The sequence below is a fragment of the Nocardia sp. JCM 38205 genome (assembly GCF_058222935.1).
In genome coordinates this window covers 1,396,113-1,417,309 of the sequence record NZ_JBYHFL010000001.1, presented here as the reverse complement: position 1 = coordinate 1,417,309, position 21,197 = coordinate 1,396,113, and the positions used below count along the sequence as shown (strand labels likewise).

The window sequence follows — 21,197 nt, the reverse complement described above, 5'->3', positions numbered from 1 at the left end:
GCGATCCCACCCACTGGTATGAGACGACCTACAGCGAGGGTTTAGGCTAGGCCACCATGACGGTACGCCACGACGACCCCGCGCCGAACCCGCATGCCACCGAGGCCGAGGTCGAAGCCGCGCTCAAGGACACCAAACTCGCCCAGGTCCTCTACCACGACTGGGAAGCCGAGACCTACGACGACAAGTGGTCGATCTCCTATGACGAACGGTGTATCGAGTACGCGCGCGGCCGCTTCGACGCCGCCGTCGGGCCGGTGGCGCTGCCCTACGGCCGGGCGCTGGAACTCGGTTGCGGCACCGGCTTCTTCCTGCTGAACCTGATGCAGGCCGGGGTGGCCAAGAGCGGTTCGGTGACCGACCTGTCGCCGGGCATGGTGAAGGTCGCGCTGCGCAACGCGCAGAACCTCGGCCTGGACGTGGACGGCCGCGTCGCCGACGCCGAAACCATCCCCTACGAGGACAACACCTTCGACCTGGTGGTCGGCCACGCCGTGCTGCACCACATCCCGGATGTCGAACTCGCGCTGAAGGAATGCCTGCGCGTGCTCAAGCCGGGCGGGCGCCTGGTCTTCGCCGGCGAGCCCACCACCGCCGGCAATTTCTACGCGCGCTGGCTCGGGCGGATCACCTGGGGCGCCACCACCAACCTCACCAAGCTGCCCGGTCTGGCGAGCTGGCGCCGTCCGCAGGAGGAGCTGGACGAGTCCTCGCGCGCCGCCGCCCTCGAGGCCGTCGTCGACCTGCACACCTTCACCCCCGACCAGCTCGAGGCGATGGCCCGCTCGGCCGGCGCGGTCGAGGTCGCCGCGCACACCGAGGAGTTCGCCGCGGCGCTGTGGGGTTGGCCGGTGCGCACCTTCGAGGCCGCCGTGCCCGCCGAAAAGCTCACCTGGCGCTACCGGATGGCGATGTACAAGGCGTGGCTGGGCCTGAGCTGGGTCGACGAGAACGTCATGCGCCGGGTGGTGCCGCGCCAGTTCTTCTACAACGCCATGATCACCGGTGTGAAGCCGGGCGCCCCGGGCCAGTAGTGGGCTACGGCTTCAGCCACGAGGACGTCGTCTTCCTGGCCGGTGCGGCGGGCGCCGCCGCACTGGCCGACGTGGACCGGCTGGAGCTGACCCCGTCGACGCACCTGCGCGATCTGGAGCGGGTGCGCCGCGACCACGGCGACCGGGCGGCGGCACTGATCGAGACGGTGCGGCTACGCCGCCGGGCCGCCGCCAAACTCGCCGACGCGGGGGAGTGGCTGTTCACCGACGACGCGCTCCAGCAGGCCACGCCAACAGTGGTGGCGCGGCACCGGGCGGCCCGGCTCGCCGGTCGCGCCGTCCACGATGTGACCTGCTCGATCGGCGCGGAACTGGCCGAGCTGGCGCGGGTGTGCCCGGCCGTGATCGGCAGCGACCTGGACGACGTTCGCCTCGCGATGGCGCGGCACAATCTAGGCCGATCGGCGCTGTCGCTGGCGCGGCGGCCGGCCCGAACGATTGGCATTATCGGCACGACGGCTGCTGTCGACGAACCGGCCGACTATGCATCGACCGGTTCGGTGTCGTCCGACAACGCGTCCGCCGGGGTTGTCGTGCCGGAGCGAATCGCACCTGCTCGGCGGCCCGGCGACGACGCGGTAACCGCCCGAAATGTGCTGCTGGTCAAGGCGGATGCGTTGGTCCCGTGTACACGGGACATTGTGATCATCGCTGATCCAGCGCGCCGAGCCGACGGCAGGCGAACGCACGATCCGGCGAAACTCCAACCACCGCTGCCGAATCTCCTCGCCGCCTATCCCGGTCGTGATCTGGCCGTGAAATGCGCCCCCGGACTGGATTTCGATAGCCTCGACTGGACCGGAGAGATCGAGGTCGTGTCCCTCGACGGTTCGGTCCGGGAAGCCTGCCTGTGGTCGCCCGGACTGACCGACTCCGGCGTCACCCGCCGTGCGACGGTGCTGTCGTCGACTGGCCGGGCCACCATCCTCACCGACGCCGAGCCCGACGACATCCCCGAGCGCGCCCCCGGCGAATGGATCATCGACCCGGACGGCGCCATCGTCCGCGCCGGCCTGGTCCGCCAGTACGCGGCGAGACACGGTCTCTGGCAGCTGGACCCGCGTATCGCCTACCTCACCGGCGACCGGGTGCCCGAGGGCGTGCGCGGCTTCCGGGTGCTCGACCAGCTGGATTTCCGCGAGAAGTCGTTGCGCTCCGAGCTGCGCCGACGGGACTGCGGCGCGCTGGAGATCCTGGTGCGCGGCGTCGACGTCGACCCGGACCAGCTGCGCCGCCGCCTGAAACCGACCGGCTCCCAGCCCTTCACGCTCGTGATCACGCGCATCGGCCGCCACGCCACCGTGTTCCTGTGTGAGGCCGTAGCTGCCGCTCGGCCCGACTCCGGATAGCTCTGCCCGACCGCCGCCGAGGACGCCAGGCACATGATCGATCTCGGGCGCGACCCGGAAGCCTGCCGCGCTACGCCTCGCTGCGTGATCGCGCGCAGCCCGGGTGCTCAGGTGATCGCTTCCATCTTCTTCACCACCCGCTGCACCGTCAGCCAGGTGCGCGTGGTGATGTCCTTGCCGTAGGTGCGCTCCAGCCAGGCCATGAAATCGGGAGTCCTCGGCGTGCTGTTGTCGACGACGAACAGGAAGACCCGGGCGGCGGGGTCGTAGCCGACCACGCGGGTGAGTGGATCGGGATCGTCGGGCAGCTCGATCGGCTCGTTGCTGGTGCTCTTCAGGAAGGTGGCGGTCAGGTAGGTGCCGCGCCCATGGGTCAGTCCCTCGAACGGGTCGGAGTCCAGCAGCGTGCGCAGCTCGTCGTAGTCGCGGATGATGGTGCCGCCCGGGATGCCCAGTTCCCGGTTGAGTGCCCGCTGGATCCGGTCCTCCAGCTCGGCCGGATCGGCCTCGCCGGTGCGGAAGACGATATTGCCGCTCGACAGCACCGAGGCGACCGCCTCGAAGCCGAGCCCGGTGAACACGCCTCGGAGCTTGTCGTTGGTCATGTTCGGGTTCATCGGGGCGATCCCGCGCAACAGCGCCGCGTACCTCGTCATGGGGCAGACCGTAATGGATCGCGCCGACAACCGGGCGTTACCGCAGCCGTGATCGGGCCCGCGCGGGCGGCGGGCCCGCCGCTCAGGCCTGAGCCGGGGCGCCGTTCTTCTTCCGTTCGATGTCCTCGAGCGCCGCCAGATAGGCCGCGCGCTGTTCGGCACCGGACTCCCAGGCCGCCTTGCGGTTCTTGACCACCTTGGCCGGTGCGCCGACGGCAATGGAGTAGTCGGGGATCTCGCCCTTGACCACGGCGTGCGCGCCGAGCACGCAGCCTCGGCCGACGCGGGTCTCGCGCAGCACCGTCACCTTGGCCGCGATCCAGGTGTCGGGGCCGATGCGGACCGGGCTCTTCACGATGCCCTGATCCTTGATCGGCATGGTGATGTCGTCCATCTTGTGGTCGAAGTCGCAGATGTAGCACCAGTCCGCGACCAGCGTCGACTCACCGATCTCGATATCGAGGTAGGTGTTGACGACGTTGTCCTTGCCGAAGACCACCTTGTCGCCGATGCGCAGCGAACCCTCGTGGCAGCGGATGGCATTGCCGTCGCCGATGTGCACCCAGCGGCCGATCTCCATCCGGCCCAGCTCCGGGGTCGCGTGGATCTCCACCCGCCGGCCGAGGAACACCATGCCGCGCAACACGATATGCGGGTTGGTCAGCCGGAACTTGAACAGCCGGTAGTAGCGCACCAGGTACCACGGCGTGTAGGCACGGTTGGCGATCACCCAGCGCAGCGACGCCATGGTGAGAAAGCGTGCCTGCTGCGGATCGCGGCGCCGCGATCCCCGCCACCGTGAACGCAACGGTGCGCCCCACATGCTCGTCACGAACTGTTCTCCCGTCGTGTGTCCGCCTATCGCGCACACAGCCTACTGACGTGCTGCCCCGAGCGGATCGATACCCGTCGGCTAACCTCACTGGCACGCGCGGGCGCGCGGGGAGATGATCACGGCAGATCGCGTGTGAAGGAGAGCAGCAGGTGCGAATCGGCAGCGTACGAGCTGTATCCGGGCGGCAACGGCTGCGGGTGAATACGGCGGCGGCGCTACTGGCAGTGGGCGCGGTGGTGCTCACCGGCTGCGGCACCGATGTCGATGACATCACCGTCGGCCCCGGCCTCGGCTGGCCCGGCGCCCATCACGACGCCCGCAACAGCGGTACCAGCCCGGTCACCGGCGCGCACGCGGTGGAGTTGAAGTGGTCGCGCCCGGTGGGCGGGCCGATCGCGACTCCGGTCGGGGTGGCGGCCGAGGGCCAGATGTTCGTCACCACCCGCACACCGTCGGGCTGCAATATCTTCTCCTTCCAGATGCCCACCGGCCGCAAACGGTTCTGTAACCCGATGGGGCCGAACGCGATCTCCTCGCCGACGCTGATCGATGGCCTCGCCAACGTCTACGTCGGCGACGACAGCGGCGTGACGTCGATGAACTACCTCGGCCAGCCGCGCTGGCGCACCGCGGTGGCGGGCGTGCCCGTCTCGTTGCAGTTCACCGGCGACAGCAACCTGCTCACCATCACCCAGGCCGGCCAGATCGATGTGCTGTCACGGCAGACCGGTCAGCGGCTGGTGCCCACCATGCAGTTGCTCGGCCAGCCCGATCATCTCGAACTTCCCGCTCTCAGCTGGCCGCCGTCCGGTGACGGCCTCGACGACTGCCCCACCGGCGGCCCGCAGTGCGCGGTGGCCAATGTCTCGCCCATCGACACCGACTCCGGGCGCTTCTACGCCACCGTGTGGCGTCCGGGCGACGCCAGGGCCTCGCTGGTGGCGTTGCGCTACATCGACGGCGAGATCGAGCGGTTGTGGAGCGCCGAGATGCTGGAGGGCGGCAGCGCCACCAGCCCGGCCCTGTCGGCCGACGGCAGCACCGTCTACGTGGGCGACAACAGCGACCGGCTGATCGCCGTCGACGCCATGGAGGGCAGCACCAAATGGGTGCATCCGCTGGAGTGGACTCCGCGCCGCGGCATCTCCGTCTCCGCCGACGGGCTGATCATCCCGGCCGGCGACGACGGCTACCTGCTGGCCCTGCGCGACAACGGCGACAGCGTCGAACAGGTCTGGGAGCGTAAGGATCTCGGCCACCGGGGCACGCCCGCCCAGACCGCGGGGCACACCGGCTACACGGTGGCGGCCATCGGTGACGGCCTCAACCTGATCACCTTCGATACCGAGAGCGGCCAGACCCTCGACTCGGACGTGCTGCCCGGTGCGAGCGGCACCACCACCGGAACCTCGGTCAGCGCCGACGGCGAGGTGGTCGTGGCCACCCGGATCGGCGAGATCTTCGTCTTCGCCCCGCAGGAATGAGCCGGCCGGTCAGACCGGCTGGTTGGGATCGCGTTCCGGCAGTGGGCGCATGGTGATCACCGGACGCCCGAGCGGGGTCCGCACCCGCCGCTTGGCGGACTGATACACCTGCGCGGTCTCGGCGGCCACCACATCCCAGGAGAAATCGGCGGTCAGGCGTTCGCGGGCGGCGTAGGCGCGTTCCTGGGCGGCGGCCGGATCGTCGAGCACCGCGCGCACCGCCTGCACGAGTCCGTCCACGTCGGCCGGTTCGAAGGACGCACCGGTCACGCCGTCGATCACGGCCTCACCGAGCCCACCGGCCGTGGAGGTGACCAGGGGGGTTCCCGCCGCGGCCGCCTCCAGCGCGACGATCCCGAAGGGTTCGTAGCGACTCGGCAGCACGATGGCGTCGGCGCCGTGCAGCCAGCCGAGCAGTTCGGTGTGGTCGAGCTGGCCGGCGAAGGTGACCGCCCGCGCCACCCGGTGCACCCTGGCCCGCTCGCGCAGCCATTCGAACTGGGTGCCGACCCCGGCGATGGTGAGCGTGGTGCCGGGGTGGGCGCGCCGGATCCGCGGCAGCGCCGCGATCGCGTCCTGCACGCCCTTCTCGTATTCGAGCCTGCCCACATACAGCAGCCGCGGCGGTCCGGTGCGCGGCGGCCGCGGCCGGAAGGTCCAGGCGCCGACATCGATGCCGTTGCGGATGACGGTCAGCGGGATGCGGTCGGGGCTGTAGAGCCGCTCCACCTCGTCCTGCATGGAGGCCGAACAAGTGATGAGCGCGTCGGATTCATTGGCCAGCCACCACTCCACCGAATGCACTTGGCGATTGACCCGGCCGGAGACCCAGCCGCTGTGCCGGCCGGCCTCGGTGGCGTGAATGGTCGAGACCAGCGGCACGTCGTAGTACTCGGCCAGCGCGATGGCCGGATGGGCCACCAACCAGTCGTGGGCGTGCACCACATCGGGGGTCCAGCCCTCGCCGATGCCGGGCTTGTTCAGTGCGACGCCGGCGCGCACCATCGCATGGCCCATCGCCAGCGTCCACGCGAGCATGTCCTCGCCGAAATCGAAGAACGGCGGGTCCTCGGCGACCGCGACCACCAGGACGCCGTCGGCGATGTAGGAATGCGTGGGGTGGGTCGACGGGTCGGTGCCGGTGGGGCGGCGCGCCAGCACGACCACCTCGTGGCCCGCGGCGGCGAGCTCGGTGGCCAGGTGATGGACGTGTCTGCCCAGCCCGCCGACGACGACCGGCGGGTATTCCCACGACACCATCAAGATCTTCATGTATGTCCTTCTGAGGTGGCAGCGCGCAGCCGACGCGCGTCCAGGGCCGGGAAGAATCCGTCGGCCGCCCCCCATCCTGCCGCCAACTGCCGTGCTTTGGCGAGCTGACCGGCCCCGACGGCCGCGGCGATCTCACGCACCGCGTGCGCGTGCTGGTGTGCGCGTTCGCGGGCGTACCCGGCCGCGGAGTCCTTGCTGACCATGAACGCCCAGTCGCTGGACACGGTCAGGATGGCCTCGCGCAGCAGCTGATCGGCCACCCGGTCGCGGCCGGTCGCCGAGGAATCCGCACGCATCTTGTCGACGGTGTCCAGCGCGAGGGCGACGATATCGTCGTTGAGCTCCACCAGATCGCGCACCTGATCGCCGGCCCAGACCCGCCAGTCCTTACCCGAGCCCCACGACGAATCGGTCAACTGCACCGGCTCGCCGACATAGCCGTTCGCCCGCGCGTCGGCCAGGGTGCCGACGGTGACGCCCGCCTCGGGCAGCGCGCGCAGCACCTGCGCCAGCCACTGCGGACCCTCGTGCCACCAGTGCCCGAACAGCTCGGTGTCGAAGGCCGCAACCACCAGCGCGGGCCTGCCGATCCGCGCGGACTCGCCGATCAGCCGTTCGCGCACGGTGGCGACGAAATCGTCGACGTCGGCGCGCACCGCGGCGGCTGCCAGCTCGGGGTCGTAGGGCGCCTTGTCCGGCCCGGCGACCGATTTGCCGGTGACCCGGGCCGGTTTGAGACCGGTGGCGTGGTCGTAGTGATGGAAATCGCGGTAGGCACTGTGGCCCGGATAGCCGGACTTCGGCGACCAGACCCGGTAGCTGACCTGGAGATCGCGGCCGAAGGCCACCACATCGGATTCGCGAACCGGCCGTCCGAGGCTGGAATCGCCGCGCAGCGCCGGCCCGTCGACCATGAAATGCGTCACACCCGCGGCGGCGTAGCCGACCTCCATCCCGGGGGTGTAGCCGCATTCGGGCGCCCAGATCCCGGACGGGGTGTGGCCCCAGCGCAGCCGGGCGTCGGCGAGCCCTTCGGTGAGCTGGAATTCGCGCAGTCGGGGATCGAGCAGCGGCTGGAACGGATGGGCCAGCGGGCCGCCGAGCAGTTCGATCGCCTCGGCATCGATCAGCTGCCGCCACACGGGGGCGGCGCCGTGACGCCAATGCTGTTCGAACTCCGCCAATGCGGCCGCGGCCAGCCGGTGCTCATGCCTGCCGAGCGCGATGTTGCCGGCCATCGCGGCCTCGTCGGCGCGCAACTGCCAATTGCCGAGCCAGTGATGCATACCGGCCAGGCAGTGCGGATCGTCGAGCTGGGCGGCGAGCACCGGGGTGATGCCGAGCGTCAGCAGATGCGAACGGCCTTCGGCGGCAAGGGTTCTCAGAACGTCGACGACCGGAAGGTAGGACGCGGCCCAGGACTGATAGAGCCATTCCTCACCCACCGGCCAGCGGCCGTGATGGGCCAGCCACGGCAGATGCGAATGCAGGACCAGGGTGAACTGGCCGGGCACGGGTTGTGCGTTATCGGTCAAGGCTTCACCGCGATGGCCACCAGATCCAGGCTGGCATCGATGTCGTCGGTAGTCAGGGCGAAATCGTCGACGGTCACCGCGGCGACGTCGGCGGTGAGTTCGGCAGGCCAGGGTTCACCGGCCAGCGCGCGCTCGATCTGCGCGTCGATGAACGAGCCACCGTGCTTGGCGTCCAGCGCTTTCAGCGTCTCGCCGTGGTGCACGCCGGTCATCACCGACACCTCGAAACCGGCCTCCACCAGCAGTTCGGTGAGTTCGGCGGCATTGAGTTCCCTGGTGTGGAACGGGTTGAGCGGAGTGTCGCGGCCGGGGGAGAAGGTGATCCGGTTCGGCGTGCTGATGAGCAGCTCGCCGCCCGGTCGCAGCACCCGCAGGCATTCCCGCAGGAACTGCGCCTGATCCCAAAGATGTTCGATCACTTGGAAATTCACCACCACGTCGACCGAGGCGTCGTCCAGCGGCAGATCGGCGAGATTGCCCTGGATCATCTCCACGCGCGGGTAGCGCGCGCGCACGTGCTCGACCGCGCTCGCGTCATAGTCCAGTCCGATCACCCGGGTGGCGACGCCGGCGATCATGTCGGCGCCGTAGCCCTCGCCCGAACCCGCCTCGAGCACCACCTTGCCCGCGCAGCGCTCCAGCAGTCGCGCGTAGACGATCTCGTGCCTGCGGAACCAGTAGTTCTCCTCGGCGATTCCAGGCACGGTGCGCTCGCCGGTCAGCGGCAGCGGGTCGAGTGCGCCCGGCGTCGCGGCGGTCATGGGTGCCGGTTCGCCTACTGCGGCAGGAATCACAGCCTCACTCATCGTTCTGACGTTACTGGTACGGGCCGGTGAACTTGTTCCCGGTCTGGTGTTCAGGACCCTCGCGGAGTAAGTTACCCACGAGTAACTTAACGTAGGGTAGTGTCACGCCCTGAGCGACTCACATGGACGTACGGCCCGCCGGATCGTGCGACCGACCGCCCATACCCCGTGTACCCAGAACAGGAGGTCGACGAAGACCGATGCCGAACATCGTCGTACTCATCAAGCAGGTTCCCGACACCTGGTCCGAGCGCAAGCTCTCCGATGGTGATTTCACCCTCGACCGCGAGGCCGCCGACGCGGTGCTCGACGAGATCAACGAGCGCGCCGTCGAGGAAGCGCTGCTGATCAAGGAGGCGCAGGGCGGCGAGGTCACCGTGCTGTCGGCCGGACCCGACCGCGCCACCGAGGCCATCCGCAAGGCGCTGTCCATGGGCGCCGACAAGGCCATCCACATCAACGACCCGGCGATCCACGGCTCCGACGCCGTGCAGACCGCGTGGGTGCTGGCCGGCGCGCTCGGCCAGGTGGAAGGCGTGGAACTGGTCATCGCCGGTAACGAGGCCACCGACGGCCGCGCCGGCGCCGTGCCCGCGATCATCGCCGAATACCTCGGCATCCCGCAGCTCACCCACCTGCGCAAGCTGACCGTCGACGGCGACAAGATCACCGGCGAGCGCGAGACCGACGAGGGCGTGTTCAAGCTCGAGGCCAACCTCCCGGCCATCGTCTCGGTCACCGAGAAGATCAACGAGCCGCGCTTCCCCTCCTTCAAGGGCATCATGGCCGCCAAGAAGAAGGAAGTGCAGACCTTCACCCTGGCCGACCTCGGTATCGACCCCTCCACCGTGGGCGTGGCCAACGCCGGCACCGCGGTCACCGCGTCGACCCCGAAGCCCCCGCGTACCGCAGGCGAGAAGATCGCCGACGAGGGCGACGGCGGCACCAAGATCGCCCAGTACCTCATCGGTCAGAAGATCATCTGATCCCGCCCGTACCAGACTGCTTCGCGATGTGAATCCGATGCCCGCCCCGGTACCGCGCAGGGCATCGCGAACACCGCAATCAGACACAGGAGAACACAAATGGCAGAAGTACTTGTGCTCGTCGAGCACGCCGACGGTGCGGTCAAGAAGGTCAGCACCGAACTGATCACCGCCGCCCGTACCCTCGGCTCGCCGTCCGCCGTGGTGCTCGGCGCCGCGGGCACCGGTGAGAAGCTGGCCGACGCGCTCGCCGCGGCCGGCGCCGAGAAGATCTACATCGCCGAGTCCGACGATGTGGACAACTACCTGGTGACCCCGAAGGTCGACGTGCTGGCCGGTCTGGTCGAGGCCGCCTCGCCCGCCGCCGTCATCGTCGCCGCCTCCGCCGAGGGCAAGGAGGTGTCGGGCCGCCTCGCCGCGCGCATCGGCTCCGGCCTGCTCGTCGACGTCATCGGCGTCAACGCCGACGGCTCGGCCGTGCACTCCATCTTCGGTGGCGCCTTCACCGTCGACGCCAAGGCCACCGGCGACGTGCCGGTGATCTCGGTGCGCCCGGGTGCCATCGAGGCCGCCCCGCAGGCCGGTGCCGGCGAGAAGGTGACCGTCGAGGTTCCGGCGCAGGAAGAGGGCGTGGTCAAGGTGACCTCGCGCGAGCCCGTCGTCGCCGGTGACCGTCCGGAGCTCACCGAGGCTGGCATCGTCGTCTCCGGTGGCCGTGGTGTCGGCTCGGCCGACAACTTCTCGGTCGTCGAGGCGCTGGCCGACTCGCTGGGTGCCGCCGTCGGTGCCTCGCGTGCCGCCGTCGACTCCGGCTACTACCCGGGCCAGTTCCAGGTCGGCCAGACCGGTAAGACGGTCTCCCCGCAGCTCTACATCGCCCTCGGCATCTCCGGCGCCATCCAGCACCGCGCCGGTATGCAGACCTCGAAGACCATCGTCGCGGTCAACAAGGACGAAGAGGCCCCGATCTTCGAGATCGCGGACTACGGCATCGTCGGCGACCTGTTCAACGTCGCGCCGCAGCTGACCGAAGCGGTCAAGTCGCACAAGGGCTAGTCCGCCGCGCAGCGACGTGTGGCCCCGGCCGGAATTTCCGGCCGGGGCCACATGCGTTGGACGGCTGTATCGGTGCTGGTGGGTACCATGAGCGCATGACCGTGCCGAGTGCCTCGCGCACCGACCGTCCCGATCTTCCCGAGTACATGACCTGGGAAGAGCTGGAGAAGCTGCCCGAGGAGATCGCCGATCAGATCGAGCTGTGGGATCGGCGCGTGGTGTGGCTACGGCGTGGGCCGGGGGAACATCAGTTGGCCACATTGTTGCTGGCGCAGGAGATCAGGAGTTGCGCCGGCGACGACAGGGCCTCTCATCCTGAGCGGTGCTGGCGCGGGAATCTCGAAACCAATGTGTTCTTTGGAACGACCGGTAAATCCGACTTCGTCACGCCCGATTTCCTCGTCCACCGTTGCCTCCCGCCGGGCGCCGATGTCCGCGCCACCGACACGGTATTGGTCGGTGAGGTGTTGTCACCATCGAATACACCAGGCGATGTCGAGGCGAAGAAGGCCCGGTACGCCGGCGCCGGCATCCCGTCGTACTGGGAAGTCGACCTGAAACCCGACCTCACCGGTATCGGAGCGATCCGCGTCTACATCCTCGAGATCGGCCATGCCGAACTGCCTTCCGGCGTACGCCCGCTCCGCTCGTCGAACTACCTGCTGGCCGGTGAATGGACACCAGATTCGGCGGACGGGGTGTCGTTCCCGTACCCCTTCCCGATCGAGATTTCCTGGTCCGCGCTGGCTTTCTGATCCGCACACCACGGCCGTTTCCCGGCACCCCGATGCGGTAGCGTCGCGGTGTTCGACCGCGATCGGAAGGAGCAGGCGTGCTGGGGGTGGGTACGACCTTCGCCGGGTATCAGCTCGAGGGTGTGCTGGGGCAGGGCGGGATGGGGACGGTGTATCTGGCCAAGCATCCGCGGCTGCCGCGCAGTGTGGCGTTGAAGCTGTTGAACAAAGCGGTGTCCGATGATCCCGAGCTCACGCGGCGGTTCGAGCTGGAGGCCGATGTGGTTGCGCGACTGGATCATCCGGGGATCGTTGGGGTGTTCGATCGCGGAGCCGACGAGGGTCATCTGTGGATCGCGATGCAATATGTGCGCGGCACGGATGCCGGTTCCTGGAATGCAGGCACGCACCCGGCGTCGACGGCGGCGCGGCTGATCGGTGACACCGCCGGCGCGCTCGATTACGCGCACGGCCAGGGCGTACTGCACCGCGACGTGAAGCCCGCCAACATCCTCATCGCCGATGCCGACGCGGGCCGCGAATCACACGCGGTGCTCACCGATTTCGGTATCGCCAGGCTCACCGAGGCCAACACCACACTCACCGCCACCGGAACCTTCACCGCCACCATCGCTTTCGGCTCACCGGAACAGCTCTCCGGTGAGGTCGTCGACGCGCGCAGCGATCAGTATTCGCTGGCCTGCACGCTGTTCGCGATCCTCGCTGGTCGCTCGCCGTACGCCTCGACCAATCCGGGCCAGGTAGTGATGGGGCACATCTCCCAGCCGGTGCCCCGGCTCACCGATATCCGCAAGGATCTGCCCCCGAGCGTCGACGCGGTGCTCGGCCGCGCCATGGCCAAACGGCGCGATGAGCGGTTCGGCAGTTGCACCGAATTCGCCACCGCGATGCGTGATGCGCTGGAGGGCAGGCATGTGGCTGTGCCGGTGCATCCGTCGTCGCCGACCATCCGGCAGGCGGGGCCGATCGGTCCGGCCGGTGGCGCGAGTGTCTCCGCGCCGCCCGCCGCGTGGGCGCCGCACGGTGGCGTCCCGATGCCCGGTTCCGGGGCACGGTTCGCCGTGCCCGGCTACGGCCCGGCGCCATCGAATCCGGCGTACGGCCCGAAACCCTCGATGAAGACCGTGCTGACCGCCGGAATCATCACGCAGCTGTTCGGATTGCTCTTCGCCGGCATCTTCATCCTCGGCGTGACCGATACCGTCAAGGCGATCGGCGAAGGAAACGACAAGCTGGTGCAGCAGAACATTCCGCTACTCGGGGTGGTAGCGGCGGTCGCGCTGCTGTGGAATTCCGCAGGCCTTCTACTGCTGACCGGCAGACCTTCCGGACGGATACTGACGATCATCTGCTCGGTACTGGCCACTCTGCTGTGTCTCATCGCGTGCGTCGCGATCGGCGTCACCGGCGAATGGCTCGCGCTGATCGCCTATGTCCCGCTCCTGGTCATCGTGGGCACCGCGCTGGTCTGCGCCACCTCCCCGTCCACCAAACGATGGATCGCCTACCGGGTGGCGCTGCGCGGTGCGCATCGTTGGGGCTGAGCGGCACATCGTCGGCATCACAGGAGCGCCACCGGACCGGGCACCCGCCGGAAACGCAGACCCGCCGGACACGCAGCAAGAATTCGCTTGCCCGTGGCCGGCCCCGAGCCGCAGGCTGACCGGGTGACCATCGCACTGCCGCCGGACGTGGCCGCATCGATCCGCGATTTCTTCGGCGACGAGGGCGAGCACTGGGTGGCGGCTCTACCGGAACTCGTGGCAGCCCGGTGCCGCGACTGGGGGCTCGAACTGATCGGCGAACCATTCCGTGGCGGCACCCATTCGTTCGTGGCGCCTGTGCGGTGCGGCGACGGTTCGGTCGCGGTGCTGAAGGTTCCCTTCGTCGACGAGGAGAACGTCGGGGAGCCCACCGGGTTGCACTGCTACGCCGGTGACGGCGCCGTGCGGCTGTTCGACTTCGATCCCGGTAGCGGTGCGATGCTGCTGGAATGGGCGCGACCGGGTGTTCCCTTGCTGGGACAGCCGACGCCGCCGCTGGAGGGTGCGCCCGAAAACGCAGGCAAAGTGCTGATCGCGGCCGAGTTGTACCGGCGCCTGCGGCGCGAACCCGGCGAGCTACCTCCCGGATATCCGGCACCGCCGTCGGCCGTGGAAGCAGTGGCCGAATGGGCGCAGTGGTCCGACGATCCGGAGATCGTCGCGGCGCTCCCCGCGCTGCTGCTCGATCGGGCTCGCCGCTGGTGCGCCGAGCTCGCCGAACCCGACGGCCCGCTGCTGATCGTCAACCGTGACACCCACCTGGGCAATATCGTTGCCGCCGAACGCGAGCCGTGGTTGTTGATCGACCCGAAGCCGTACCTGGGTGAGGCGGCCTACGACGCCGGGTTCCTGATTCTCAAACAGGTGCAGAGCGAGCCGAACCCGGCCGACGCGCCCCGGATGGTTGCCGTGACCGCCGACGCGCTCGGAGTAGATCGGGAACGTGCCCGCGGCTGGGCGTTCATGCGTGCGGTGGAGCAGGTCGTCTGGTCGATCGAGGACGAGGGCTCGCAACTGGAGCGGGATCTCGCGGTGGCGTGGGCCCTGGCCTGATCCGACCACCGCTCATGCGCAGTGCAACGCCGCCAGCAACGTCGTCAGAATGGGCGATCGGCGCGCACCCGTGCGCAGGACCGCCGAGACCGGCACGCGCAACGGGTGACCGGCCAACTCCAGCGTCGCGATGCCTTCGGTGGGGCTGTTGGCGTACAGGATCGTCCACGCGTCCGGGTGGTTGATCAGCTCCATGGTCGCCGTGTGATCCGGCGGGATGGGTGGACCGAAGGTGGGGCCGGAGGGCTGGTCGGCGAAGGCCGCGCGCACCACATTGTGCAGCAGCACCTGCTCGGATTCCGGCGGTAGCAGCAGGGGATAGGCGCTGAGTTCGGTCAGCGTCACGTCGGTGCGTCCGGCCAGCGGATGCGCGGGCGCGGTGGCGATCATCAGGTCCTCCACCCACAGCTGCTCCACCGTCAGCCCCGGCTGGTCCACGCTGCCGCGGATCAGCGCGAGGTCACAGTCGCCGTCCGCGACGGCGGCGATACGCTGGCGGAAGGGCTTGATGACGAACTCGATCTCGGCGCCGGGGTGGGCATCACGGGCGCCCGCGATCGCCGAGAGCGAGCGCGTCGCGAACGACATGTTCGCCGCCAGCCGGATGCGCGGGCGCGAGGTGCGCACCGCGGCCCGGATGGCAGACTCCAGGCTGAGCATCTGCTTGGCCAGCGGAAGGAGCCTGGTACTCGCGTCGGTGGGAACGACCGATCGGGTGGATCGCTCGAAGAGCTGGACGCCGAGGTCGTGTTCGAGCCGGGCGATCTGATGACTGATCGCCGACTGCGAGATGAAGCAGCGGGTCGCGGCCCTGCTGAAGCTGAGCTCCTCGCACACCGCGACGAAGTAGGTGAGCTGGCGCAGCTCCACCGTTACCTCCATTAATTAGTGATTCAGATAAGAGTCATCTGAATTATGCGCCCTGACGGGTGAAATATCTCGACTCCTGATAACGGTTCTTCATGATGAACAGGCTGTCATGATCAACAGGGGTGTTGTGAGGATGCGTAATACGGAAGCCGTACGGGCTGCGGAAACGGAGTTCGTCGAAGTCGTCATCGTCGGATCGGGCTTCGGCGGCCTCGCCGCGGCCAAGCAGTTGGCCAAATCGGATGTGCCCTACGTGCTGATCTCGAGCACGCCGGAACATTTGTTCCAGCCGCTGCTGTACCAGGTCGCCACCGGCGTGCTGGCCGCCGACGAGATCGCACCGCCCATCGCCTCGATCCTGCGCAGGCACGAGAAGGCCGATGTCCGGCTGGGCAAGGTCACCGCGATCGATCCCGATGCCGCCGAACTCGTCTACGAGACCGCCGATGGGCCGCGCCGTATCCGCTACGGCTCGCTGATCGCCGCCACCGGCGCCAACCAGTCGTATTTCGGCCGCGACGATTTCGCCGAGAAGACCTTCTCGCTCAAGACCATCGACGACGCCAAGCGGCTGCGCGCCCAGATCGACCACGTCTTCACCGAGGCGAAGCGCGCCGACAAGGAGACCCGCGAGCGGCTGCTCAGCTTCGTCGTCGTCGGAGCCGGTGCCACGGGTGTCGAGGTGGCAGGCCAGCTGGCCGAACTCGCCAAGCGCTACTACCACCAGGACGTGTCGGTCACCCTGGTCGAGGGCGCCGGTGAGGTGCTGCCGCCGTTCGGTGGCGGACTGTCGGAGTACGCGAAGCAATCGCTCACCAAGGGCGGGGTCGAGGTGCTGCTCGGCACCTTCGTCACCGATATCGAACCCGGCAAGGTGACCGTCAAGGACAAGCAGGGCGTCGAGCACCGGATCGCCGCGGAGACCGTCGTCTGGTCGGCGGGTGTGCAGGCCAGCGGCTTCACCGAGATCCTGGCCGAAGCCACCGGCGCCGAGACCGACCGCGCCGGGCGGCTGCTGATCAACCCGGACCTGACCGTCGGTGGCTACGCCGACATGTACGCCATCGGCGATATGACCTCGCTGAAGGGCTACCCGGGCCAGTCGCCGGTCGCGATGCAGGAAGGCAGGCACGCCGCCGACATCATCCGGCGCAAGAAGCTGCCCGGCACCGAGTTCGAGTACTGGGACAAGGGCAGCATGGCGGTGATCCGCCGGCGCAGCGCCATCGCCAAGGTGAGCGACAAGATCAAGTTCAAGGGCCTGATCGCCTGGTACATGTGGCTGGCGGTGCACCTGTTCTATCTGGTCGGCTTCCGTAACCGGTTCATGGCGGTGATGGGCTGGCTGGTCGCCTTCACCGGCAACGGCCGCCCCGGTTTCGCCGAGATCGACAAGGACCGCCCCGCCGTCGAGCAACAACCACCTATAGCTGCCTGACCAGGCTCGATACCTGCCGCGATCGCGTTGTCCCGCACCGGGACGGCGCGATCGGTTGTGCGTGGCCGACGCCGCAGGGAACGCGCGTCGACGTCGCGGTGAACACCGGGTGTGACGGCCGTCTCGTTCACCGAACGGGCATACACGCGACACTCGGCGGACGCTCCGGCGCAGTCTGCGGCTGGCCTCATAACGGATATGACTATTACGTCCGTGTTGACAGCCCCGGCTCGACCGACGGACACCGGGGTGGAACGGTCTCGGTATTCACTGGTCGTCTCCTCCGATACCGAGCACCGCACGGCAGCACAGCGCCTGCGCTACGACGTCTTCGCCGCCGAACCCGGCTTCGAAATCCCCGATGACGGCACCGGCCTCGACGCCGACCGCTTCGATGAGCACTGCGATCACCTGCTGGTTCGCGACGAGCTGACCGAGCAGTTCGTCGGCTGCTACCGGATGCTGCCGCCGGACAAGGTCGCCGCCGCGGGCGGCTATTACACCGCCACCGAATTCGACCTCACCCGCCTCGATCCCACCGGCCACCGCATCGTCGAGATGGGCCGCGCCTGTGTGGTGCCCGATCACCGCAACGGTTCGGTGCTGACCCTCATGTGGGCGGGCATCCTGCACTACATCCAGCTCACCGGATACGAGTGGGTGATGGGATGCGTGTCGGTGCCGATGCGCGACACTCCGGAGGATCCGGCCGGCGTCAACGTGCGCGGCGTACGCGACCTGCTGCTCGGCCGCCACGCCTGCGACCCCGAACGCCGGGTTGACCCGTATCGCCCGGTCGTGGTGGACGGCAAAACGCTCGACGAGCTCACCCCGCCCGCACGCCCCAAGCTGCCGCCGCTGCTGCGCGGCTACCTGCGCCTCGGTGCGGAGATCTGCGGTGAACCGGCTCACGACCCCGACTTCGCGGTCGCCGACTTCGTCGCCCTGCTCGGCCTCGACACCATCAACACCCGGTACCTGGAGCGGTTGCAGGGCGCCGCCGCCGGATTCGACAGCGGGCGGTGAGCGTCATGGTGTTCGACGCCCCGCCCGCGACCGCGGTGCATTCGTGGATGCCGGTCAGTCCCTGCGGGCCCGGCTGCGTTCAGGCCACCGATGCCGCGGGTTCGGCTCGGGTGGCCGGCCGTGCGGTCCGCCTGGCCGGACTGCTGGCCAGCTACCCGGCGGCCCATATCCTCACTCCCGCGCGCCGGCGCGAACAGCTGCAACGCGAGTACGCCCGCGCGGTGCTGCGCAGCTGCGGTATCACGCTGCGCGTGATCGACAATCGCGGATCGGGCGGTGGGCTCGGCGGGGATGCGCAGGGCCCGAGGGCGCAGTATGCCTCGCCCGGCACCGGTGTACTGGTGGTCGCCGGACATATCAGCTGGTCGGATGTGGTCGTGCTGGCCGCGGTGCAGCCGCTGAGCTTTGTCGCGCGCGCCGATCTGATCGACTGGCCGATGCTCGGCGGGCTGGCCAAGCTGATGCGGATCATTCCCATCGAGCGCGAGCGGTTGCGGACGCTGCCCGGGGTGGTCGCGCAGATCGCCGAACGCCTGAGCGCCGGGGAGCGGGTGGCGGCGTTCCCGGAGGGCACCACCTGGTGTGGGCGGGCCTTCGGCAAGCTGCGGCCCGCGCTGTTCCAGGCCGCGATCGACACCGGCACGCCGGTCCAGCCGATCCGGTTGCGCTACCTGGACGCGCACGGAGAGCCCTGCACCGCACCGGGTTTCGTGGGTGACGACACCTTCGCCACCTCGGCCCGGCGCATTCTGCGCTCGCGCGGCATCGTCGCCGAGATCGTGCTGGAGCCGATCCAGCAGCCCGGCTCCGACCGGCGTGAGCTGGCTCGGCGGTGTGAGGAACTGATGCGCACACCGCAGCTCTCCGATGGCGCGCGTTCGGCCCTCGCGGCGGCGAACTCCCACCTGGCAGATGCGGTCGCGCGGACGGAGCGGGCGCACACTGTCGCAGGGGTCTAGCGGGCGCACGTTCGCGAAAGGGAGGTAGGCGTCCGTCGTCGCCGCCCAGCGGCCACCCGCGCGGCAGGCCCACGCTGTCGGCGGAATCGCCGAGTCGAGTGCCGCCCAGCGCAGGGCAGCCGAGTGTGTGGTCAGCAGTTGTCCACCGACGACGGCGGATTCACCGCGGCACCGGCTGGTCCGGGCCTGCGAGCACGCAGGTGGTGCGGCTGAAGATCGACGGCATGCACTTGTTGCAGTGCGTGCACAGTGATGGCGTGTTCGCGTTCTGCTGGATCCGCAGCAGCAGATCCGGTTGCCGCAGCAGTGCCCGCGCCATCGCCACGAACTCGAATCCCTCGTCCATCGCCCGCTGCATGGTCTCGGCGGTGGTGATGCCGCCGAGCAGGACCAGCGGCATCTTCAGCTCGTAGCGGAACTGGCGGGCCAGGTCGAGCATGTAGGCCTCGCGGTACGGGTATTCGCGCAGGAAGAACCGTCCGCCCAGCCGCATGCCCCAGCCCATCGCCCCGGGGAAGGCCTTGGCGAATTCCTTGCGCGGGGCATCGCCGTGGAACAGGTACATCGGGTTGAGCAGCGAACTTCCGATGGTCAGCTCCAGGGCATCGAGGGTGCCGTCGGCTTCGAGCCAGCGCCCGATCTGCAAGCTCTCCTCCAGCCGCAGCCCGCCGACCACACCGTCGTCCATGTTCAGTTTCGCCAGCACCGCGAGGCGTCCACCGACCGCCTCGCGCACCGCCTCGGCGACCTCACGCGCCAGCCGTGCGCGGTTGACGAGGCTGCCGCCGTAGGCATCGCGCCGGTGGTTGAGCAGCGGGCTGAAGAACGAGCTGATCAGGTAGTTGTGCCCGAAATGCAGTTCGACAGCGTCGAACCCGGATTCCTCGGCGGTGCGGGCGGCGTCGGCGAAGGCGCGCACCACGCGCCGCAATTCGGCCGCGTCGGGGCGCACGGTCCGAGCCATGCTCAGCGGACTGAACATCCGGCCCGGTGCGAGCGCGGGCACACGGTTGGACGCGGCATTGGCGACCGGCCCGGCGTGCCCGATCTGTGCGCTGGCGGCCGCGCCTTCGGCATGGATGGCGTCGGTGAGCCTGCGCAGGCCGGGCACCGCCTCCGGGCGCATCCAGATCTGATGCCGGTCGGTGCGGCCCTCGGGGGAGACGGCGCAGTAGGCGACCGTCGACATCGCGACTCCGCCGGCCGCGGGCGCGCGGTGGTACTCGATCAGATCGTCGGTGACGAGCGCGTCGGGTGTGCGGCCCTCGAAGGTCGCCGCCTTGATCACCCGATTACGCAAGGTGATCGGACCGAGCGGGGCAGGGGCGAAGACCGTGCTCATCATGCCTCCACCGGTGCGCACAGGCCCGCGGTCACGAACGCGCGCAGCGTCGCGACCGCCTTCGGCGACAGATCACGATCCTCGGCCAGCGGCGAACCGAACTGGCCCAGAATGAGATCGAAGGCGAGCATCCAGCGCGACCGCGCCTCATGCGCGGACAGCGCCGGATACTGCTGCCGCAGCAAGTCGGCGAACGGGTCGAGGGTGAACCAGCGCGCGGTCCAGCCGATGTCCTGACGACCGAGCACCAGCCGCGCGAGCAGCCGGATATGCAACCGGCCGATCGGATCGTCGGCCAGCCGGGCCAGCGGGTCGAGCACCGCGTCCACGCATTCGGCCACCGTGGCCGCCCGCTCGGCGAGATCGTCCAGCGACGCCTCCCACAGCGGTCCGAGCCTGCTCTGCAACAACGCGGCGACCAGCGCCTGCTTGGACCCGAAGTGGTAGTGCACCGCGGCCGGGTTGACCTCGGCCGCGGCGCACACCGCGCGAATGGATACCCGCTCATAGCCCGATTCGAGCAGTAGGCGCTCGGCGGCCGCCAGCAGCCGCTCCCGGGTATCGGTGTCGACTCGACTCATGACACCGAGTAGAACACGTTTCAATCAGTGATTCAAGCAGTGATCGGAAGGCGGTCCTGCGCCCGCCGTGTTCGGCGTTGCGCCAGGTCAGAAAGCGCTACCGGTGGATGGCAGCGGGAAATGCCCACGGCCGTGGTGGCCTCGATCCCAGTCGTGGCGACCGTGGCGGCCCCGGTTCCAGTCGTGATCGTGGTCGTGGCCGCGATTCCAGCTGCCGTGCCCGCCGTGGCCGTGGCCGTGGCCGTGGCCGCGACCATGCCCGTGGCCATGACGCCCGTGACCGGGCCGTTCGGCGGCGTCGAGACCGTCCGCAGGTTCCAGCGCGACGGGCGCCGCGAAGGCGGGGACCGCGAGTGCGGTGATCGGTGCGAGAGCGAGTGTGGAGGCCACCGCGATCCTGGCCAGAGTGCGCCGGGTGCGGTTGTGCGGGTGATTGTTTCGGCTCATCGGAATTACCTCGTTCGATACGGTCGCCGAGCCGGAACGGCCCGGCCGTGGTGATCGCGGGCCCGTTCGGCCGAGCCGCAACCATCTATCGACGAGTAATGTACCGCTGAATAACGGCACGATCAATAGGTATATGATCCGGATGTTG

Annotated in this window: 20 protein-coding genes; 11 read left to right on the top strand and 9 right to left on the bottom strand. The window is 68.9% G+C overall.

What is annotated here, in order from left to right:
- The first annotated feature begins 56 nt into the window (after nt 1–56).
- Both AC4HOU_RS06605 and AC4HOU_RS06600 read left to right on the top strand, forming a co-directional pair.
- A complete protein-coding gene (locus AC4HOU_RS06605; RefSeq protein WP_014352264.1) occupies nt 57–1,034 on the top strand; it encodes a class I SAM-dependent methyltransferase in 978 nt (325 codons plus the stop codon).
- A complete protein-coding gene (locus tag AC4HOU_RS06600) occupies nt 1,034–2,404 on the top strand; it encodes a class I SAM-dependent methyltransferase (protein WP_194989305.1) in 1,371 nt (456 codons plus the stop codon). The genes AC4HOU_RS06605 and AC4HOU_RS06600 overlap by 1 nt, the downstream gene beginning before the upstream one ends.
- Before the next feature lie 107 nt (nt 2,405–2,511).
- Here AC4HOU_RS06600 and AC4HOU_RS06595 read toward each other — a convergent pair whose 3' ends face one another.
- Nucleotides 2,512–3,060, bottom strand: a complete 549-nt coding sequence (locus AC4HOU_RS06595; protein WP_163816171.1) for a DUF1697 domain-containing protein — start codon at nt 3,058–3,060, stop codon at nt 2,512–2,514.
- Between the two features lie 82 nt (nt 3,061–3,142).
- Nucleotides 3,143–3,892, bottom strand: coding sequence for an acyltransferase (locus AC4HOU_RS06590; RefSeq protein WP_163816169.1), 750 nt, complete (start codon nt 3,890–3,892; stop codon nt 3,143–3,145).
- Nucleotides 3,893–4,044: 152 nt separating this feature from the next.
- Here AC4HOU_RS06590 and AC4HOU_RS06585 point away from each other — a divergent pair, with 152 nt between their 5' ends.
- Nucleotides 4,045–5,379 carry an outer membrane protein assembly factor BamB family protein gene (locus tag AC4HOU_RS06585; protein WP_490724229.1) on the top strand — a complete coding sequence of 445 codons (1,335 nt, stop codon included), beginning with the start codon at nt 4,045–4,047 and terminating at the stop codon, nt 5,377–5,379.
- Nucleotides 5,380–5,388: 9 nt separating this feature from the next.
- On the opposite strand, the gene AC4HOU_RS06580 is transcribed toward AC4HOU_RS06585, so the two are convergent.
- From AC4HOU_RS06580 to AC4HOU_RS06570, 3 genes are read right to left on the bottom strand one after another with little or no spacing between them, the layout of a single operon-like run.
- A complete protein-coding gene (locus tag AC4HOU_RS06580) occupies nt 5,389–6,651 on the bottom strand; it encodes a glycosyltransferase family 4 protein (protein ID WP_163816167.1) in 1,263 nt (420 codons plus the stop codon).
- A complete protein-coding gene (locus AC4HOU_RS06575) occupies nt 6,648–8,186 on the bottom strand; it encodes a 1,4-alpha-glucan branching protein domain-containing protein (protein WP_490724228.1) in 1,539 nt (512 codons plus the stop codon). The genes AC4HOU_RS06580 and AC4HOU_RS06575 overlap by 4 nt, the downstream gene beginning before the upstream one ends.
- Entirely contained in the window at nt 8,183–8,947 is a 765-nt protein-coding gene (locus AC4HOU_RS06570; RefSeq protein ID WP_163816202.1) for a class I SAM-dependent methyltransferase, read from the bottom strand. The genes AC4HOU_RS06575 and AC4HOU_RS06570 overlap by 4 nt, the downstream gene beginning before the upstream one ends.
- Nucleotides 8,948–9,192: 245 nt before the next feature.
- Here AC4HOU_RS06570 and AC4HOU_RS06565 point away from each other — a divergent pair, with 245 nt between their 5' ends.
- From AC4HOU_RS06565 to AC4HOU_RS06545, 5 genes are all read left to right on the top strand, one after another.
- Nucleotides 9,193–9,978, top strand: a complete 786-nt coding sequence (locus AC4HOU_RS06565; RefSeq protein ID WP_163816163.1) for an electron transfer flavoprotein subunit beta/FixA family protein — start codon at nt 9,193–9,195, stop codon at nt 9,976–9,978.
- 99 nt (nt 9,979–10,077) lie between these two features.
- Entirely contained in the window at nt 10,078–11,034 is a 957-nt protein-coding gene (locus AC4HOU_RS06560) for an electron transfer flavoprotein subunit alpha/FixB family protein (protein WP_163816161.1), read from the top strand.
- Between the two features lie 95 nt (nt 11,035–11,129).
- Nucleotides 11,130–11,789 (top strand): Uma2 family endonuclease, encoded by a 660-nt coding sequence (locus tag AC4HOU_RS06555; protein WP_228815125.1) that lies wholly within the window; start codon nt 11,130–11,132, stop codon nt 11,787–11,789.
- A gap of 77 nt (nt 11,790–11,866) precedes the next feature.
- Complete coding sequence (locus AC4HOU_RS06550) at nt 11,867–13,333, top strand: serine/threonine protein kinase (RefSeq protein WP_195019778.1); 1,467 nt, start codon at nt 11,867–11,869, stop codon at nt 13,331–13,333.
- Nucleotides 13,334–13,456: 123 nt separating this feature from the next.
- Nucleotides 13,457–14,386, top strand: coding sequence for an aminoglycoside phosphotransferase family protein (locus tag AC4HOU_RS06545; protein ID WP_194989302.1), 930 nt, complete (start codon nt 13,457–13,459; stop codon nt 14,384–14,386).
- Between the two features lie 12 nt (nt 14,387–14,398).
- On the opposite strand, the gene AC4HOU_RS06540 is transcribed toward AC4HOU_RS06545, so the two are convergent.
- Nucleotides 14,399–15,256 (bottom strand): LysR family transcriptional regulator, encoded by an 858-nt coding sequence (locus tag AC4HOU_RS06540; RefSeq protein WP_280211802.1) that lies wholly within the window; start codon nt 15,254–15,256, stop codon nt 14,399–14,401.
- Nucleotides 15,257–15,389: 133 nt separating this feature from the next.
- Here AC4HOU_RS06540 and AC4HOU_RS06535 point away from each other — a divergent pair, with 133 nt between their 5' ends.
- The 3 genes from AC4HOU_RS06535 to AC4HOU_RS06525 all read left to right on the top strand — a co-directional run bounded on the left by AC4HOU_RS06535 (nt 15,390) and on the right by AC4HOU_RS06525 (nt 18,679).
- Nucleotides 15,390–16,694 carry an NAD(P)/FAD-dependent oxidoreductase gene (locus tag AC4HOU_RS06535; protein ID WP_195019777.1) on the top strand — a complete coding sequence of 435 codons (1,305 nt, stop codon included), beginning with the start codon at nt 15,390–15,392 and terminating at the stop codon, nt 16,692–16,694.
- A 198-nt stretch (nt 16,695–16,892) separates the two neighbouring features.
- Complete coding sequence (locus AC4HOU_RS06530) at nt 16,893–17,720, top strand: GNAT family N-acetyltransferase (RefSeq protein WP_194989300.1); 828 nt, start codon at nt 16,893–16,895, stop codon at nt 17,718–17,720.
- Nucleotides 17,721–17,725: 5 nt separating this feature from the next.
- Nucleotides 17,726–18,679 (top strand): lysophospholipid acyltransferase family protein, encoded by a 954-nt coding sequence (locus AC4HOU_RS06525; RefSeq protein ID WP_228815124.1) that lies wholly within the window; start codon nt 17,726–17,728, stop codon nt 18,677–18,679.
- Between the two features lie 160 nt (nt 18,680–18,839).
- Here the strand turns inward: AC4HOU_RS06525 and AC4HOU_RS06520 are convergent, their stop codons facing one another.
- From AC4HOU_RS06520 to AC4HOU_RS06510, 3 genes are all read right to left on the bottom strand, one after another.
- Complete coding sequence (locus tag AC4HOU_RS06520; protein WP_490724227.1) at nt 18,840–20,021, bottom strand: NADH:flavin oxidoreductase; 1,182 nt, start codon at nt 20,019–20,021, stop codon at nt 18,840–18,842.
- Complete coding sequence (locus AC4HOU_RS06515; protein ID WP_195019774.1) at nt 20,021–20,602, bottom strand: TetR/AcrR family transcriptional regulator; 582 nt, start codon at nt 20,600–20,602, stop codon at nt 20,021–20,023. The genes AC4HOU_RS06520 and AC4HOU_RS06515 overlap by 1 nt, the downstream gene beginning before the upstream one ends.
- Before the next feature lie 87 nt (nt 20,603–20,689).
- A complete protein-coding gene (locus AC4HOU_RS06510; protein ID WP_195019773.1) occupies nt 20,690–21,049 on the bottom strand; it encodes a hypothetical protein in 360 nt (119 codons plus the stop codon).
- Nucleotides 21,050–21,197: the final 148 nt, after the last annotated feature.

Coding starts and splice junctions, on each gene's coding strand:
- AC4HOU_RS06605 (WP_014352264.1), top strand. CDS start 57: ATGACGGTACGCCACGACGACCCCGCGCCGAACCCGCATGCCACCGAG.
- AC4HOU_RS06595 (WP_163816171.1), bottom strand. CDS start 3,060: ATGACGAGGTACGCGGCGCTGTTGCGCGGGATCGCCCCGATGAACCCG.
- AC4HOU_RS06580 (WP_163816167.1), bottom strand. CDS start 6,651: ATGAAGATCTTGATGGTGTCGTGGGAATACCCGCCGGTCGTCGTCGGC.
- AC4HOU_RS06570 (WP_163816202.1), bottom strand. CDS start 8,947: ATGACCGCCGCGACGCCGGGCGCACTCGACCCGCTGCCGCTGACCGGC.
- AC4HOU_RS06565 (WP_163816163.1), top strand. CDS start 9,193: ATGCCGAACATCGTCGTACTCATCAAGCAGGTTCCCGACACCTGGTCC.
- AC4HOU_RS06560 (WP_163816161.1), top strand. CDS start 10,078: ATGGCAGAAGTACTTGTGCTCGTCGAGCACGCCGACGGTGCGGTCAAG.
- AC4HOU_RS06555 (WP_228815125.1), top strand. CDS start 11,130: ATGACCGTGCCGAGTGCCTCGCGCACCGACCGTCCCGATCTTCCCGAG.
- AC4HOU_RS06535 (WP_195019777.1), top strand. CDS start 15,390: ATGCGTAATACGGAAGCCGTACGGGCTGCGGAAACGGAGTTCGTCGAA.
- AC4HOU_RS06530 (WP_194989300.1), top strand. CDS start 16,893: ATGACTATTACGTCCGTGTTGACAGCCCCGGCTCGACCGACGGACACC.
- AC4HOU_RS06525 (WP_228815124.1), top strand. CDS start 17,726: ATGGTGTTCGACGCCCCGCCCGCGACCGCGGTGCATTCGTGGATGCCG.
- AC4HOU_RS06520 (WP_490724227.1), bottom strand. CDS start 20,021: ATGAGCACGGTCTTCGCCCCTGCCCCGCTCGGTCCGATCACCTTGCGT.
- AC4HOU_RS06515 (WP_195019774.1), bottom strand. CDS start 20,602: ATGAGTCGAGTCGACACCGATACCCGGGAGCGGCTGCTGGCGGCCGCC.
- AC4HOU_RS06510 (WP_195019773.1), bottom strand. CDS start 21,049: ATGAGCCGAAACAATCACCCGCACAACCGCACCCGGCGCACTCTGGCC.